The sequence below is a fragment of the Desulfosporosinus sp. I2 genome, assembly GCF_000960765.1.
Classification (GTDB): domain Bacteria; phylum Bacillota; class Desulfitobacteriia; order Desulfitobacteriales; family Desulfitobacteriaceae; genus Desulfosporosinus.
This window is the reverse complement of the sequence record NZ_JYNH01000011.1, coordinates 1-16873: the sequence shown is the minus strand read 5'-3', so window position 1 is coordinate 16873 and position 16873 is coordinate 1. Positions and strand designations below refer to the sequence as shown.

The following is a 16873-nucleotide window of genomic DNA, read 5'->3' as shown; positions in this document are numbered from 1 at the left end:
ACAGGATCACCCAATGTCATAAAGCCTTTATATCGCCATGAATGGTTAGCTGCTAGGGTGTGTCTAGGTGGTAGATATCAGATGGCAATTGCTCCATGATGGTAAGAAGAATCTCAGCAAGCCTATACTTTCTGACTTGGTGCAAGTAGACGCAGAGCCTTTTTGACCTGCTCCTCGGTTGTTAATTCTAAATTATCCTTCAGCACCTGACCAAGGGCTTGCCTCGCTTCCTCCAAACCAAACCCAAGCGCCAACAAAGTCTGCACTGCCTCCGAATGCGTTAGCGAAGATGGTTCGGAGAGTGAGCCCCCTCCGGTTGGGAATGAACTATGCCCTTTAAATTTTTCCTTGAGCTCTAAGATTAAACGTTGAGCGGTTTTTTTGCCGATCCCTGGAACTTTGGTCAATAAATTAAGATTTTCACTTACAATGGCACTCTGAATCTGAACCGCCCCAAAGGTTGAAAGAAGCGAAATGGCTGCTTTTGGACCAATTCCTGAAACGCTCAGCATCTCAAGAAAGAGTTGCTTTTCTTCATAGGAAGAGAACCCATAAAGGGACAAATCGTCTTCTCTCACAACCACATGGGTGTACACGACTAGTTCCTGTTCAGGATATGCTTTCGACAAGAGACCATAAGGCACGGTTAGCAGGTACCCAGTCCCGTTAACATCAATCACTAAACGCTCGGACTGAATTTCCCATACTTTACCTCGCAACATTCCTATCATCGGAACTCCTCCATTCTCCTGTTAAGAAGATAACTGTGGGCATGACAAATTGCAATCGCTAAGGCATCCGCCGTGTCGTCAGGCTTAGGAATTTCATCCAGTCTTAACAAACCTTTGACCATCTGCTGAACCTGCTTTTTATCAGCCCTTCCATATCCTACAACAGCTTGTTTAACCTGTAATGGGGTATATTCAAAAATTGGAATGCCCTGCTGGGCACCGGCCAATAAAATGACGCCCCGAGCGTGACCCACAGTGAGAGCGGTTGTGGTATTACGATTAAAGAACAGCTCTTCAACCGCGATATGATCGGGTGTGTATTCTCTAAGAAAAGGATTAATCTGTTCATATAGCATTAACAATCGCTCTGCCAAGGGTGTGTGCGCAGGTGTCCGCCAACAAGCATAATCCAGAGCGCTTAAATGATTTCCCTTTTGTTCAATTAAACCATAGCCCATAATCGCCGTTCCTGGGTCAATCCCTAAAATAATCATCATACGACTTCCCTTCTAAGGAAGACTAATTCGACAGGTAACTGACGATTCCCTTTCTTATAATCCACTTTAAACTTCTACTCTTGCCACAGTTCAGGTTCGTTAACCGTATCAATAAACGATTGCACCTCATCTAAGGAATAAAATTCAACGTTGGGAGCCATTTGCAAAATCTCATTTGGCCAAGCTTCAACATTTAATCCTGTGACAATAACCTTGCCACTTGTCCCCAATTTTCCTTCGATCACGGAAAGAATCCCTTGCTCCAGACCAAAATGATAGATATCCTTTGGCGGAGCTTCCCTTGTTAACACAGATTCACCGTCCAAATCTTTTAAGGTGGATTCTGTGTAGTTTTTATCATACCACCAAGCAGTCACTGTAGGTACGATGCAGCCAATTCCTAAGCCGAGCGTAAGTACAATACTCATAATTTTCCAGCGTGACATACGAAATAAGCCCCCCTGACATTACTTGTTAGTACTAGTCTTGCCAGAAGGGCTTACTTTAATCGTTTTTACGTTATTACTCTAAACTAATCTATAAAGAAAACTTGGCTGGCGCCAAGCCTTAGCCATGTCTACAAGTCTTCCTCTGCCAAAGCTTCGGTTAATTCAAAATTAGAATACACTCCTTGGGAATCGTCATGCTCCTCCAGTTTATCCATCAAACGCACAATCTTGCGCGCCTGCTCTACATCCGTGATTTCAATTGTATTTTGGGCAATTGGGCTCAGCTCAGATTCTACAACAGCAATCTTTTGATCCACAAGAGCCTGTCGTACTTCCTCCATAGTCTCTGGAGTCGTGAAAACAACAAAACCATCTTCATCGATTTCGATATCGTCAGCTCCAGCTTCTAAAGCCAACATCATAAAATCATCGTCACTTAGTTTTATCCCTTCACGTAGGACCCTTAATTGACCTTTCTCCTCAAACATCCAACCGACGCATCCGGTCTCACCCATATTGCCACCATTTTTAGAGAAAATATAGCGGACTTCCCCCGCCGTTCGATTTCGGTTATCGGTTAGTATATCAACCATCACGGCAACCCCGCCCGGTCCATATCCTTCATAACGCAATTCTTCATAAACAGTTCCATCAGTACCGCCAGAACCTTTGAGAATTGCCCTTTGAATATTTTCATTAGGTACGTTGGCAGCTTTAGCATTTTCTATGGCAATTTTTAACCGAAAGTCATTAACGTCTCCTCCACTGGCTCGGGAGGCAACTACCAATTCCCGACCAAGTTTAGTAAACATTTTTCCTTTTTGGGCATCTGCCTTACCTTTTTTATGCTTAATGTTTGCCCACTTTGAATGTCCTGACATGACAAACTCCTCCTTATGCTAGTCACTATCGAATAGTTTAGCATACGGCAATTTCCCTTGTAAAGCAAATATCGAATTTAACCGCTGTATCTAATCCTCTAAAAACCTAGTAAGCTGGTTAACTTCGTTGGGTGAACAGCTCTGTACTTAAATAACGTTCCCCTGTATCCGGGGCTAAGACGACAACATTTTTGCCCTCGCCTAAAGTTTCCGCTACCTGCAATGCTGCACAAACCGCTGCTCCGGAAGAAATACCTACTAAGATTCCTTCTTCTCTTGCCAAACGCCTTGCGGTCTCTAAAGCATCTTCATTGCTCAATTGAATAAGTTGATCCAAAATAGTTTTGTTAAAAATTGCAGGAATAAACCCTGCACCAATTCCTTGAATTTTATGAGGACCGGGTTTTCCACCGGAAATAACCGGAGATGATGCCGGTTCCACTCCGATAATCTTCACCTCTGGAAGGCGAGCCTTTAGAATTTCGCCTACCCCTGTAATTGTTCCCCCAGTACCGATCCCTGCCACAAAAGCATCCAAACCTGGCATCTGATCAAGCAGTTCTAAGGCAGTACTCAGTCGATGAGCCTCAGGATTAGCAGGATTTTCAAATTGCTGAGGCATAAAGTAACTTGGATTCTCGCTAAGTAACCGTTTAGCCTCTTCAATCGCCCCATTCATTCCCTCTGCCCCAGGCGTCAGTACGAATTCGGCACCATAGGCGGCCATAAGCATCCGCCGTTCAATACTTAAGGAATCTGGCATAACCACAATTAACCGATAACCGCGAGCAGCAGCAATCATGGCCAGACCGATTCCCGTATTTCCACTTGTCGGTTCAATAATCGTCCCTCCAGGACGAAGTACTCCACGTTTTTCTGCATCCTGAACCATCCCCCAGGCAATTCGGTCTTTAACGCTCCCGCCCGGGTTAAAATATTCGACTTTCACATAAACATTTGCCATTCCCGGCTTAACTATCCGTTGTAAACGGATCAAAGGAGTCTGCCCTATTAAATCCGTAATTGAATTGACAACTCGCATTATTAAATACCCCATTTCATATCAATTTAGTATGTTTTAATAATAGCAATTCATCGTCCCTTTGTCAAACAAGTGTTTTTCTGGAAATCAGATATAAGCACAGCGCAAAAGTCAGATTTTTTAACCACTAACAATTACTAGTCCTTTCGTGCTTCGTGCTTCGTTCTTCGTATCTACCCTTTGACTCGTTCCTCGACTTCCGTTACTAAGGCCTCAATTTGATGGGGTAATGGGGTCCGTTGAATCCCAACTAGGAGAATATTTCCCCGTTGTATAGGCAGCACAATTTTATCCGCTTTACTTGCCGAAATCGCCGTAGCTATTGTCGCGGTAACCTCTCCTAATAATCCATGCACCATCATAATTGCAAGCGAGCCCACAATCATATCCACTCGCTCGACATTGTAACAAATTGCCGCTTCTCCGGAAGCTCCCTCGGTGGCCCCAGCGCGAACCATGGCACCTGTTGCAAGGGCATTAGTTCCTAAAGCAAGAATATCCAACTCAGGCATTTTTTTGCGTAACTGCTCAACAATATGTTTACCAATGCCTCCACCCTGTCCATCAATGACTGCTATCCGCATAATACCCTCCTGATTTCTACTTAACAAATACGGGGAAGGTGTTCACCTTCAAGCATGCCAACAATTCGTTTTCCCCCGAGAGGAGTTTTTAAAAGAACAAGCCCAGACTTTCCTTCTTGAACTTCCCCGATCCGTCTGGCATTGCGCCCTAGTGGGTGGGTTCGCATGGTTTGGAGAACTTCCTCCATTGCTTCAGGAGCCACGATCACCAATACTTTCCCTTCATTTGCTAAGTACAGGGGCTCAAGACCTAACATTTCACAAGCTCCTTTTACGCTCGGGGAAAGTGGAAGTTGTTCCTCTACCAAGAGCATACTTAAGCCAGCCTGGCCAGCTATTTCATTGAGTGTTGTCGCTACGCCCCCACGGGTAGGGTCCCGCATACATTTAACGCCCGGCCCATAAAAGGCGTCGATAAGTCCATTTAAAGGCGCACAATCACTGACAACCGGGGTTTCAAATTCAAGCCCTTCTCGCTCAGATAAAATAGCAATCCCATGATCCCCTATCGTTCCGGTAATCAGGATCTGATCCCCTGGCCGAATTTGCTCGGGGCCTACTAAACGATCAGTAATATACCCAATCCCCGTTGTGTTTATGAAAATTTTGTCTGCACTCCCTCGTTCCACAACTTTTGTGTCCCCACAAACAATCGAGACACCCGCCTCAGAAGCTGTCTTAGCAACACTTTCAATAATCCGTTCCAGCTCATCCATGGGTAAGCCTTCCTCAAGGATTAAGGCCAGCGTTAAAAACTTTGGGAATGCTCCACTAACGGCAAGGTCATTGACCGTTCCACAGACTGCAAGCTTGCCAATATTTCCTCCCCGAAAGAACAAGGGAGAAACCACGAAGGAATCTGTTGTGATTGCTAATTGCTCTCTACCCGGCAATAAAGTAGCATCATTCATTTGATCGAGGTAAGGATTTCCTAAGTATTTCTGAAAAAGAGTACGAATTAATTCATGACTAAGCCGCCCACCACTGCCATGGGCCATCATAATGCGTTCCATTCTTAATCCACACTCCTTTGCGAGTATCTGTGATAAGCAGCACAAGACCCTTCAGTCGACACCATACAAGGTCCAACAGGCTTCATTGGTGTACAATGCCGGGCAAATAATGGACATTCAGTTGGGTAAATTAACCCTTTTAAGACCTCCCCGCAACGACAACCGGGAGTTTCCTGGGAATGAAAAACTGGCAGTGCAAACTTTCGAGCTGCATCCCATGCACCGTAATCCTCTCTTATACCCAAGCCACTTTGAGGGATTAAACCCATGCCACGCCAAAACGTATCGATCGGCTCAAAGACCTTTTCAATGAACTGCTTCGCATGAGGATTTCCTTCTGCTCTAGCAACACGTTGATACTGAATTTCAATTTCCGAACGACCCTCTGAACGCTGTCTAAGCAGCATAACAATTCCCTCGAGAATATCCAGTGCTTCAAAGCCTGTCACAACACCTGGTTTGCCATAATCTTTAGCCATAAACTCAATCGGCCCTGTTCCAATAATTGAGCAAACATGTCCTGGGTCAAGAAAAGCATCAACAACGAGTTGATCATCCTCAGCCAACATTTTTAAAACAGGAGGAACCACTTTGTGCATAGATAGTACACTGTAATTGCTTAACCCCTCGCGTTTGGCAATTTCTATACTCACTGCAACAGTTGGGACCGTAGTTTCAAATCCAATCCCTAAAAACACAACTTCTTTAGACGGGTTTTGACGAGCTAACGCTAAAGCATCTTGGGTAGAATAGACGACTCGAACATCTGCCCCTTCTGCCCTTAACTCTTGCAAGTTTTTTTTCGTACCCGGCACTCGAATCATATCCCCAAAGGTTACGGTCATTACATTCGGTTGGGCAGCCAAATATAGATAGCGGTCAATATCACTGTTATCTGTCACACAGACTGGACAACCTGGTCCAGAGATTAAACGAATCGTCTTAGGTAACAACTCTCGGAGAGCATTTTTCGCGATAGCCACGGTATGTGTTCCACAAACTTCCATGATGGAGAATGGACTCTGAGCTAAGGTCCGAATCTCCGCGAGGAGGATATCCGCCTTATCCATTAACTCCTTACTGCCCTTCTTCTTCATAGGCCTTCGCCACCTCCAATAAAAGTTCTTCTGTTTCTTTAGCACTTTCGTCATCAATGATGCTGATGGCAAATCCAGCATGAATTAACACGTATTCGCCCATCACAACCTCTGGAACCAAGTCGATGCTCACTATCCGTTCATTTCCCATCATATCCACTTTGGCCATTGATCCATCTATAGTAACAATTTTAGCAGGAATGGCTAAACACATTTACAACACCTCATTCGCAATTAATAGTTGTCCGAAGGCTAAACCTCCATCCCCAGGCGGGAGACTCCGAGAACGCAAGACTTTAATTCCTTGTCTTTGACAATTTCGAAGAACTGCTTCGGTTAAGAGTTTATTTTGGAACACTCCTCCACTCAAAACCAAGTGGCCATCACTTACCCCTAATCGCAGGGCTAGATCCACGATAGCCTCAGCAATCGTTAAATGAAAACGATAGGCTATCTCTCCCCGACTCACGCCCTGAAGAACGTCTCGAACTAGTTCTTCAAAGAGAGGCCTAACGCCAAGAATAAGCACCTCGTTCTCTACTCTTACTTCATAAGAATAAAGAAAATGTGGGCTTTCCCTCTTACGTACTATGTCTTCAAGAAGCTGTTGCTGCAAGAACCTTGTCCCAACGCTTTCCAGTTCAATCGCAGCTTGTCCTTCGTAGGTTACCTTTGTGCACACACCCAGTAAGGCGCTCACTGCGTCAAAGAGCCTTCCTGCGCTTGAGGTTTGGAAGACTTGAACTCCTGTCTCAAGTTGACGATCTAAGATCTGACGTTCAAGGCTAGAAAGGGTTGACCAAAGGGGCTCAGTTTTCCCCCACGCTTCACCGTCAAAAAGAGTTTTAAGATAAGCATAAGCAATACGCAAAGGCTGTTTGGCACCAGCATCTCCCCCAGGAAGCCCTAAGTACTCAAGATGGGCCTTGCGTTCATACCCTATAGAGTTACCATACAAAAATTCAAATCCCCAGATGCACCGATCCTCTCCGAAGCCAGTTCCATCACAGATAACCCCTAGGGTTGCTTCTGTTCTATCCCACTCCCCCAACACGCTGACTAAATGAGCATGATGATGCTGAACAGCATGTTTAGGCCAAGGTTGTTCTAGGGCAAATCTTGTCAGTTGGTAGTTTGGATGTTTATCAAAAGCGATTGCACTCGGCGTAATATTGACGACTCTTTGAAAGGATTTAAGTTCTTGATAATAGCGCTGAAGATTCTCATACCCTTGCATATCTCCAATATATTGACTCATAAAAGCCCTCTGCCCGAAGGCAAGGCAAAATGTATTTTTAAGTTCTCCCCCTACCCCAAGAAGTGGGGTCTTGACATGAATAGTGGGCATCAAAATTGGTAGTGGGACGTATCCGCGGGCTCTTCGAAAGAAGACTGTTTCATTTCCGATCACTTGAATGACCGAGTCATCACAGGGATGATAAATATCTCGATTGTGCATAAGAAAATAGTCAGCAATTCCCTGTAACGCTTCAAGAGCCTCCTCATTTGAATAAATAAGGGGCTGTCCACTTAGGTTAGCACTCGTCATCACCAAAAAATCGTACGGTCCTTCAAATAAACGATAATGTACAGGAGTATATGGGAGTATGATTCCTAAAGTATGGATACCCGGCGCAATATCCTCTGGTAAGGCATCTTTTAAGGCAAGTTTCCGTTCCAGAACAACAATTGGGGCAGCTGAACTTTGCAACAAATTCTCTGCCTTAGTACAAATATCGACCTCTCTACAGGCCTTGGCAACAGATCGAGCCATAACCGCAAAAGGCTTGGACCCCCGTTCTTTTCGTTCTCGCAAACGACGAACGGCACCCACGTTGCGAGCATCACAAACTAGATGGAAACCCCCTAACCCTTTTACTGCAATAATTCCACCTTCAGCAAGCTGATCTACACCTATACCTGGAAGTGGTCTTCCAAGGGCATCACTGAGTTGAAGCTTCGGTCCACATGTTTGACAGGCTACTGGTTGAGCATGAAAACGCCGATCCCTTGGGTTTTTATAGTCTTCTGCGCACAAGTTGCACATTGGAAATTTAGACATGGTTGTCTGTGCTCGATCATAAGGTACGTCACGAATAATTGTATAGCGAGGGCCACAATTTGTGCAATTGGTGAAAGGGAATTGGTAATACCGGTTCTCTGAATTCTCTATGTCTTTAAGACAATCTCCGCACGTTGCCACATCCGGCGAGATTAAGACATCCCCCTCTTCCTCCACTTCACTCTCAACAATATCAAACCCCTCATAATTAGCAAGCCCTATCTCAATGGATCGAGCAGACACAATTTGCGCTAAAGGGGGAGCTTCCTTAAGCAAACGCTGATAAAACAAGTCAAGATTATTTCCTTCTGCATGAATTGTTACACCATGGCTCGAGTTATTGACCCACCCCTTAATCCGCAGTTCTTCGGCAAGTTTAAAAACAAACGGTCGAAAGCCTACCCCTTGAACGATTCCATTAAAGTAAATAGCTTTTGCTTGTATTTTCATGATTAAACGCCCAGCTTTCAAGCTTTCCAGATTAGTTCTACAGTTTCACCCCTCTATTGTACACGCCTAGATCTATGTTCTTCAAGGGCATGATGCGACATTCTCCACTAAAAATAGGATCTTCTTGACAAATAAGGAATATTGCCTTTATGCTAAAGAAAAGTGTACAAAAATTAGACATGACTTTATTGGTTTGCGGGCCCTAGGAGGAATGATAAATGTCAATTGTTAGTACTATTGAAGATAAATGCAAGGCTTGCTATTCCTGTGTCCGAAATTGTCCAGTCAAAGCTATAAAAGTACAAGCAGGTCAATCAAGAGTCGTTGAAGAACGGTGTATCAGTTGTGGCAATTGTGTCCGGGTCTGTCCCCAAAATGCTAAACAAATCGTCAGTTATGTCGAAGAGACAGAAAAATTTTTGGGTAAAGAGAAAGTTGTGGCTTTACTGGCACCTTCTTTTCCCGCTAGCTTTTACTATTTGGAACCTCAAGAATTTTTCAAATCACTGAATGAGTTAGGTTTTACAGATGTATTAGAGGTTACTCACGGCATTGAATTAACGATCCCAGCTTATCAGAATTTTTTGGCTACGAATCCGGAAATGGCCATCAGTTCATTTTGCCCGGCAATTGTTGGTATGATTGAGCGACAATTTCCCGAGCTCTTGCCTTATCTAGTCCCGGTTGATTCTGCTGTTTTAGCAGCGGCCAAATACGCATCCTGGAAATATCCCCAATCTAAGATAGTTTTTATAGGGCCCTGTATTGCCAAAAAACAAGAAATGATCGATTTTGGCACTGGTTTTCTTGATTCAGTACTCACCTTTAAGGAATTAAAAAAAATGTTTGATTCCCGAGGCTTCCATGAAAAACAGGATCGAACCTATAAGATTGTGCAGGACGGCTCAAGTTCATTGCCACCGCTTTTCCCTATTAGTGGTGGTCTGGCACGCAACCTTGATCCAAAGGGGATTTTTTTTCGTGAAGAAGAGATTGCCATCGTAGACGGAAAAGATGACTCTTTACTATTTTTACAGAACCTTACTAGTGGCCTTAAGAGCGGAAACGTAAAATTCCGTTTTGTCGATATACTTTTGTGTAAAGGATGCATCGATGGACCGGAAATGGACAGTCCTCTAGACTTATACAGCCGGAAACACTGTATTTTAAAGTATGCCCAAAGCAAGAAGAAGGACAGTTTAGGAACATATCCTCCTTTTAACTTAGATCGCCACTTTACAAACCGCTATAATCCTTTGCCTGAACCGACTTCAACTGAGATTAAGGAGATTCTGCGCTTTACCAATAAATTCACACCTGAAGATGAGCTTAACTGCGGCTCTTGTGGTTATAATACTTGCCAGGAAAAAGCAATCGCAGTCTACCAAGGCTTAGCGGAAATAGATATGTGTTTGCCCCATTTGTTGGAACAATCCCGCGGCGAATTTGAAATCTATAAAGAACGTTTAGAATTCAAAAAGGTCTACAATGAGAACGAGCAATTTTTGATCGGAGAGAGCAAAAGTACTCAAGAATTGCGTCGTTTGGCAGTTCAAGCCAGTCGCAATGATGCCAACGTTTTAATTCTTGGTGAAAGTGGTGTAGGTAAAGAGGTTTTTGCCCATTTTACTCATTTTCTTAGCAAACGGCGGAACAACCCTTTTATTGGAATTAACTGCACAGCTCTGCCGGAAACCCTTCTGGAATCAGAACTGTTTGGATATGAGGAAGGAGCCTTTACAGGAGCCAAAAAAGGTGGCAAACGCGGTAAGTTCGAGATTGCTGAAGGGGGTACAATTCTCTTAGATGAAACGGGAGATATGTCCTTGGCTCTCCAGTCAAAACTTCTGCGAGTTCTACAAGAAAGAGAGTTTGAACGGGTAGGAGGCACGCGAACTATAAAATTGGAAGCCCGAATTATGGCTGCTACTAACCGTGATCTCAAGCAGCTTGTTAAAGAGGGAAAGTTCCGAGCTGACTTATATTATCGCTTAAATGTAATTAGTGTCAATATTGACTCGCTTAGTAAACGTAAGGAGGATATTGCACCGCTAGCTATCAATTTTTTACATAAAATCACTCAAAATAAAAAGCTATTACCCAAGATCTTCTCGGAAGAAGCCTTAAATTGCCTGATTCAATATAATTGGCCTGGAAATGTCCGTGAACTACAAAATATGGTTGAACGACTATTGTACACAGTTGAAGATAATGTGATCCAAGTCTATCACTTACCACAATTTTTAAGTCGTGCAGTTGAGAATTACCCGGTTTCGGAGATTCGATCACTTAAAGTTGCAGTACAGGATCTGGAAAGGAAAATGATAGCCCAAGCTTTGCTCACTTCGGGTAATAACCGTGCCGCCGCAGCCAACTCTCTAGGGATACCTAGAGCAACCTTTTACCTGAAACTTAAAGAGTATGGCTTAATCGATTAAACTACCTGTACATATAAGTACAAGTGTCTTAATTTTGTACATGTATAATATAAAGACACTTTAGCCTAGGATGAGCTTATAAAGCGTGTTAGGGCATTTATATTGTAAAGCAGATTAGACTGAATCGTCTAATTATTAGACACAAAGGGCGCTTTCGCCCCCTTTTTTGTTGGCATGAAATTTGCATCTTAATTTGAAATTGAGATATTTGTTTAAATATTCTGAAAATACTTACAAATAAGATTGGGGGTGGAGCTTAGAATAAGTATTATTTTAATTATATATTTTATTCAGCCATTTCTCAAAAAATAGTCTATAATATAATCAAGCCTAAATAGTCTTTGGTATTATATTTAACTATTCCTTAAAATCTAAGAGACAACAAAATTCAGGAGGTGTTTTGAAAAGTATGGGTAATTTCGATTTACTCAACGTCAAAGGGGTTTCTCGGCGTGACTTTATGAAATTAATTGCAGCAACAACAGCAGCACTTGGCCTACCCGAGCTTATTATCCCTCAAGCGGCCAATGCAGTAGAGCAAGCATTAAAAAAACCACCGGTTATCTGGTTAGAAGGTATGGACTGTACGGGGTGCACAGAATCAGCCATAGCCACCTTAAATCCTTCCCCCGCCGAACTTATTCTGGATATGCTCTCGATTCGCTATCACGAAACCATTATGGCCGCATCCGGCCTTCAATCTGAGGAAGCTTATAAAGATACACTTAAAGAAAAATTCGTTCTCGTTGTAGAGGGTTCCTGTCCATCCAAAGCAGAGTTTGACAATTTCTGTGTGATAGGAGGAAGACCATTCCGCAAAATCCTGATTGAAGCAGCCCAAAAAGCTCAGGCAATCATTGCCATCGGAAGTTGCGCCTCTGAGGGTGCTGGAATTCCAGGGGCCTGTGCATCTGGTGCCATAGGAGTTGCCGAACTCCTCAGAAATGAAGGGATTAAAACACCCGTTATTAATCTTCCCTGTTGTCCAGTCAAACCCACTACTTTAATTGGCACAATTCTCTATTACTTAACCTATCAGAAGGTTCCACCGCTTGATTCGCAAGGTCGCCCAGTGGCTTTCTACGGAAGCTTATTACATGATAACTGTCCAAGACGCGGTCACTTCGAAAATGGAGAATTCCTTACAGATTGGAATGATCCTATTCAAAAAGAGTACTGCTTGATTTTAAAGGGCTGCAAAGGCCCCAAGACTTACACTGACTGTGCACAAGTATGGTGGAATGACAACGCCAACTTCTGTATTAATGCAGGATCTCCCTGTTCCGGATGTTCTGAAAAAACCTTTTACAATGGATTTAGTCCATTATATTCCAAACAAGAAATGTTTAAGCTGCCAGGTATTGGTCAGGTTAATGCAGATACAGTCGGAACCGTACTGGGAGGCGCCGCAGCAGTGGGTCTAGGTGTACACTTAGTTGCTACAGCAGCAAGTGGACGACTCAGCAAAAAGGATCATAAGGAGGACATGTAGATGGCGAAAGTTGTTATCGATCCTTTAACACGCATTGAAGGACACTTAAGGATTGAAGTAGAAGTCGAAAATGGTAAAGTTGTTGATGCCCATGTTATGGGGACTATGTACAGGGGGATTGAAGCAATGCTCCGAGGACGCGATCCTCGTGATGCAACGTATGTTACTGAACGTGTATGCGGAGTTTGCGCTGGTTCCCATGGTTGGGCGTCCTCATTAGCCTTAGACGAAGCCTTTGGGGCAAACGTTCCAGCAGGTGGTCGGATTATCCGGAACCTGATCGTTGGGGCAATGTATCTCCATGACCATCCACTACATTTTTATCATCTCAGTGCTCTAGATTATATAGATGTCATGGCAGTCGCCCAATATCAAGGTAAAGACCCTGGCCTTCTGGCTGTTAAAGACAAAATTGTTAAACTTGTGACTGCCGGAGATACTGCTCCTCTAACCCCTCGTTACAAGCCGGATGCCTTCAGCGTCAACGATCCGGAATTAGTGACTATGGCCGTCGCCCACTACTTAAAAGCTTTGGAGATGCAAGCGAAAGCCAAGAAGATGTCCGCACTGTTTGCCGGGAAACAACCTCACCAATCTTCGATAGTCGTTGGTGGCGTTACTATGCTCCCCAACATCGAAGTAATTGAGCAATTCCGTTCGATGCTTTATGAGCAGCTTGATTTTATTGAGAAAACTTATTTACAAGATGTGCTAACCTTCGGTACTGGCCCACTTCTACCTTTAGCACAGGCAGGTGTCGGTGGAGGTAGTCCCAACTATCTTTCTTATGGCGGATTCGCCCGTGACAATGCTAGTAAAGATTTATTCTTTAAAGCAGGGGTCATCATGGATGGCAATTTAAGCAATGTCTTACAGGTCGATGAAAAGAAAATTACAGAGGATGTTCAATATTCTTGGTATAAAGCTAGTGCTAATGGTAAAACGCCTTATACTGAGGATACCGTTCCTGATCCAGAAAAGAAGGGTGCTTATACCTTTGTGAAAGCCCCTCGCTATGATGGTAAACCGATCGAGGTCGGGCCACTTGCGCGAATGCTTGTCATGCAACCAAAAGGTCTTATGGATATCATCGCTAAGTATAATATCAAACCAGGTGCTGTGGCACGTCATGCTGCCCGAGCTTATGAAACCCTTCTCCTCGCAAAAGATATGTTCACTTGGTTAGATGCTTTAGAAAAAGAAATGGGATCCAAGGATTTCCGTATCCATGACACTGAGCATTGGGAAGCTCCGGTTACTGGGCAAGGCTCAGGAATGACTGAAGTTCCTCGTGGCTCACTCGGTCACTTTATCAAAGTCGCCGATCATAAAATTGAAAACTATCAAATGGTTGTCCCAACGACCTGGAATTTCTCGCCAAGAGATGACAAGGGTGTCCCTGGTCCATTAGAACAAGCCTTAATCGGCGTACCCGTTCCCGATCTGGAAAATCCAGTTAACGTTGTACGGGTGGTGCGTTCCTATGATCCGTGCCTTGCATGTGCAATTCACCTCATCGATCCAGTAACCAATGACGTAAAAAAATTCCGGATTGGCTGGTAGAAAAGGAGGAAAGGACATGGTACACCCATTAGATCACCCATTATTTCAACGTATAAGCCATTGGATTAACTTAATTAATTTTCTAGTGTTAGGCCTGACTGGTTGGGCTATTCATTCCCCTCAACCCGGAATGCCAATCAATCTTATCCGCAATCTACACTTTATCTTTATGTATCTTCTAATTATCAATGGGGTTATACGTTTCTATTTCTCCTTTTTTGGGAAAAATAAGGATTATGACCAAATTCTACTCAATAAACAGGACGTCAAAAATATTTGGCCTCAAACAAAATACTATCTGTTTATCGGAAAACATCCAGAAACGGGCAAATATAATCCTCTTCAGAAAATTGCTTATATTGCCTTACCTATTATGTCCGTTTTTCAAGCTATTACCGGAGCCATACTTTATTGGCCCGTTAAATTCGCAGGCCTAGCTGGCTATTTTGGCGGATTAGCTTCTGTTCGTGGACTTCACTACATTGTAATGTGGTTATTTATTGTTGTAGTGGCCATTCATGTTTATCTGGTCTTTACAGCTGCCTATGAACAATTCTTATTTATGTTCTTTGGCAAAATGAAAAATCAGAAGGGACTGTAAAAATGGATTCACCTAAAATTATGGTGATGGGGGTAGGAAACATCCTTTTGTCCGACGAAGGTCTTGGAGTTCGCTTTTTGGACGAACTACAGAAAACAGCTCTGCCTGAAAACGTTGAGCTCCTTGAAGGGGGCACAGCTGGACTTGAGCTCGTTCATCTAATACAAGAAGTCGACTACCTGATCATTGTCGATGCCATTAATGCTAAAGCAGAACCTGGAGCTTTATTCCGCTTTCAACCAGGAGATCTTCAAGTCATACCAGAACAATATGAAGTTTCATTTCACCAAATAGGCATTATAGAGGTTCTTGCTATGGCTAAGGTATTAGGCCAAGCCCCACAAACCCTAATTTTTGGTGTCCAACCCAAAAGTTTAGAATGGGGGATGGACATCAGTCCTGAAATTGAAGCGCTCTTTCCTCGTCTAGTGGAAATCATTCTTAAAGAAGTCGATTCCATTCAACGTGACGGAAAATTTTCTTCAACCATGAATTGAACAAATTTATAACATAAAAACACACTGATTAGTACACGCATCAACGTACTAGAATCAGTGTGTTTTTTATGCCTTATATCCACGTGCGGCGAGAAGGGGCTGTGTGAAAACACAGCCAAAAACGCAAGTTTTAGGAGGACACTGAAATAGAGCAGCCCCCATCCTTCGGCCAAAAGAGTATTTGTTCTTAAAGAAGTGTAGGTGGGGGAGGTTCACTTAGTAGCTTGATAATTAGCCACCTCTTGATTCAACCAATTAGTCCACTCTCCAAGCCCGTCACCCTTGCGGCAAGAGACCTCGAAAATCTTAATATCCGGATTAATTGACCGGATATCCCTTTTCATATTGTCCATATTGACATCTGTCAGCGCCTCAAGATCCATCTTATTTAGAACAACTGCTTTAGCATTGCGAAAAATCACAGGATATTTTGCCGGCTTATCATCTCCTTCCACGATACTCAAAACAATAACTTTAAAAGACTCTCCTAAATCAAAATCGGCTGGACAAACAAGGTTTCCAACATTCTCAATAATTAAGAGGTCTATTCCCTTCTCACTAAATTCAGGCAATACTTTATGTACCATTTTACTGTCCAGATGGCATCCGCCGCCAGTATTAATCTGAATTACCGGAACCCTGTAGGCGGCAATGCGATCTGCATCTTTACTTGTAAAAATATCCCCCTCAATAACCCCCACCTGCCTATTCAGCATTAACATAGGTAACGTCTTTTCTAAGAGCGTCGTTTTCCCAGCTCCTGGCGAGCCAATCACGTTGATAGCTAAACAATTATTCTTTCTGAAATAAGCGCGATTCACATCCGCTTGCATATCATTTGAACTAAGTAAATTAGCCATAACTTCTATTTCACGACGGTTTGACTCCATTTTACTCGACCTCCAAACTTTCAAGTAATAGTTCCTCACCTTGTATTACATCTATCCCAGAATGACACTTAGGACAAACAAACAACCAAGTTACAACAGCAAATTCTTCATGACAAGTCTGGCATCGTCCCCGCACTGGGACGCGCTCCACAATCAACTCTGCTCCTTCACATACAGTATCCTTGCTGTAAGCTTCAAACGCCATATTCAAGGCTTCAGGTTCTGCATTAGTCAACTCCCCAACTTTAAGTTTTACTTGCAAAACACGTTTTATTTGATGCTGGGTAAGGGTCTGTTCAATAACATCAAATACCCCTCCCATCAAAGACATTTCATGCAAAATATCACTCCTCAAATTAGCATTGAAATCTCTACCATTTTACTATAATAATTCGACAAAAGGCGTAGATATCCTTTACATGCCGCACTCTATTCAGAATTATCATTATTACTCAAATCTCAAAAAGACTAAACCGATTCTTTGAATAAGCTTTTCATAACGGAATATTTGGTGTTTCGATAAATGAGTATAGGTTTTTTTTGATGGATACTATAATAATGTGTCTTAAAAAACAACTGAAATAAA

17 protein-coding genes are annotated in these 16873 nt (G+C 43.1%); 5 read left to right on the top strand and 12 right to left on the bottom strand.

The features are described 5' to 3' along the window. Nucleotides 1-122: 122 nt before the first annotated feature. The 10 genes from ruvA to hypF form a co-directional block, all read right to left on the bottom strand. Complete coding sequence (gene ruvA / locus UF75_RS04900; protein ID WP_045573487.1) at nt 123-731, bottom strand: Holliday junction branch migration protein RuvA; 609 nt, start codon at nt 729-731, stop codon at nt 123-125. Continuing rightward, a complete protein-coding gene (gene ruvC, locus UF75_RS04895; protein WP_045573536.1) occupies nt 728-1225 on the bottom strand; it encodes a crossover junction endodeoxyribonuclease RuvC in 498 nt (165 codons plus the stop codon). The genes ruvA and ruvC overlap by 4 nt, the downstream gene beginning before the upstream one ends. A 77-nt stretch (nt 1226-1302) precedes the next feature. Further along, the gene (locus UF75_RS04890; RefSeq protein ID WP_045573486.1) at nt 1303-1674 is read right to left on the bottom strand and encodes a hypothetical protein; all 372 of its coding nucleotides are present in this window, start codon (nt 1672-1674) and stop codon (nt 1303-1305) included. 131 nt (nt 1675-1805) lie between these two features. Beyond that, nucleotides 1806-2558 carry a YebC/PmpR family DNA-binding transcriptional regulator gene (locus UF75_RS04885; protein ID WP_045573485.1) on the bottom strand — a complete coding sequence of 251 codons (753 nt, stop codon included), beginning with the start codon at nt 2556-2558 and terminating at the stop codon, nt 1806-1808. Nucleotides 2559-2676: 118 nt separating this feature from the next. Further along, complete coding sequence (gene cysK / locus UF75_RS04880; protein WP_045573484.1) at nt 2677-3600, bottom strand: cysteine synthase A; 924 nt, start codon at nt 3598-3600, stop codon at nt 2677-2679. A gap of 173 nt (nt 3601-3773) precedes the next feature. Then, the gene (locus UF75_RS04875) at nt 3774-4184 is read right to left on the bottom strand and encodes a DUF3842 family protein (protein ID WP_045573483.1); all 411 of its coding nucleotides are present in this window, start codon (nt 4182-4184) and stop codon (nt 3774-3776) included. 20 nt (nt 4185-4204) lie between these two features. Next, nucleotides 4205-5197 carry a hydrogenase expression/formation protein HypE gene (gene hypE / locus UF75_RS04870; protein WP_045573482.1) on the bottom strand — a complete coding sequence of 331 codons (993 nt, stop codon included), beginning with the start codon at nt 5195-5197 and terminating at the stop codon, nt 4205-4207. A gap of 2 nt (nt 5198-5199) precedes the next feature. After that, nucleotides 5200-6294 carry a hydrogenase formation protein HypD gene (hypD, locus tag UF75_RS04865; RefSeq protein ID WP_045573481.1) on the bottom strand — a complete coding sequence of 365 codons (1095 nt, stop codon included), beginning with the start codon at nt 6292-6294 and terminating at the stop codon, nt 5200-5202. Continuing rightward, a complete protein-coding gene (locus UF75_RS04860; protein ID WP_045573480.1) occupies nt 6275-6508 on the bottom strand; it encodes a HypC/HybG/HupF family hydrogenase formation chaperone in 234 nt (77 codons plus the stop codon). Before UF75_RS04860 ends, hypD begins: the two co-directional genes overlap by 20 nt. Next, entirely contained in the window at nt 6509-8806 is a 2298-nt protein-coding gene (hypF, locus tag UF75_RS04855) for a carbamoyltransferase HypF (protein WP_045573535.1), read from the bottom strand. It abuts the gene before it with no gap. Between the two features lie 218 nt (nt 8807-9024). Here hypF and UF75_RS04850 point away from each other — a divergent pair, with 218 nt between their 5' ends. The 5 genes from UF75_RS04850 to UF75_RS04830 all read left to right on the top strand — a co-directional run bounded on the left by UF75_RS04850 (nt 9025) and on the right by UF75_RS04830 (nt 15397). Next, nucleotides 9025-11244, top strand: coding sequence for a sigma-54-dependent Fis family transcriptional regulator (locus tag UF75_RS04850; RefSeq protein WP_045573479.1), 2220 nt, complete (start codon nt 9025-9027; stop codon nt 11242-11244). Nucleotides 11245-11653: 409 nt separating this feature from the next. Next, entirely contained in the window at nt 11654-12736 is a 1083-nt protein-coding gene (locus UF75_RS04845) for a hydrogenase small subunit (RefSeq protein ID WP_045573478.1), read from the top strand. Continuing rightward, entirely contained in the window at nt 12737-14299 is a 1563-nt protein-coding gene (locus tag UF75_RS04840) for a nickel-dependent hydrogenase large subunit (protein WP_045573477.1), read from the top strand. It abuts the gene before it with no gap. A 16-nt stretch (nt 14300-14315) separates the two neighbouring features. Then, nucleotides 14316-14900, top strand: a complete 585-nt coding sequence (gene cybH, locus UF75_RS04835) for a Ni/Fe-hydrogenase, b-type cytochrome subunit (RefSeq protein WP_045573476.1) — start codon at nt 14316-14318, stop codon at nt 14898-14900. 2 nt (nt 14901-14902) lie between these two features. Then, nucleotides 14903-15397 (top strand): HyaD/HybD family hydrogenase maturation endopeptidase, encoded by a 495-nt coding sequence (locus tag UF75_RS04830; RefSeq protein WP_045573475.1) that lies wholly within the window; start codon nt 14903-14905, stop codon nt 15395-15397. A gap of 212 nt (nt 15398-15609) precedes the next feature. On the opposite strand, the gene hypB is transcribed toward UF75_RS04830, so the two are convergent. Together hypB and hypA are read right to left on the bottom strand one after the other, a co-directional pair. After that, complete coding sequence (hypB, locus tag UF75_RS04825; RefSeq protein WP_045573474.1) at nt 15610-16287, bottom strand: hydrogenase nickel incorporation protein HypB; 678 nt, start codon at nt 16285-16287, stop codon at nt 15610-15612. 1 nt (nt 16288) lies between these two features. Then, nucleotides 16289-16627, bottom strand: a complete 339-nt coding sequence (hypA, locus tag UF75_RS04820) for a hydrogenase maturation nickel metallochaperone HypA (RefSeq protein WP_045573473.1) — start codon at nt 16625-16627, stop codon at nt 16289-16291. Between the last annotated feature and the right edge of the window lie 246 nt (nt 16628-16873).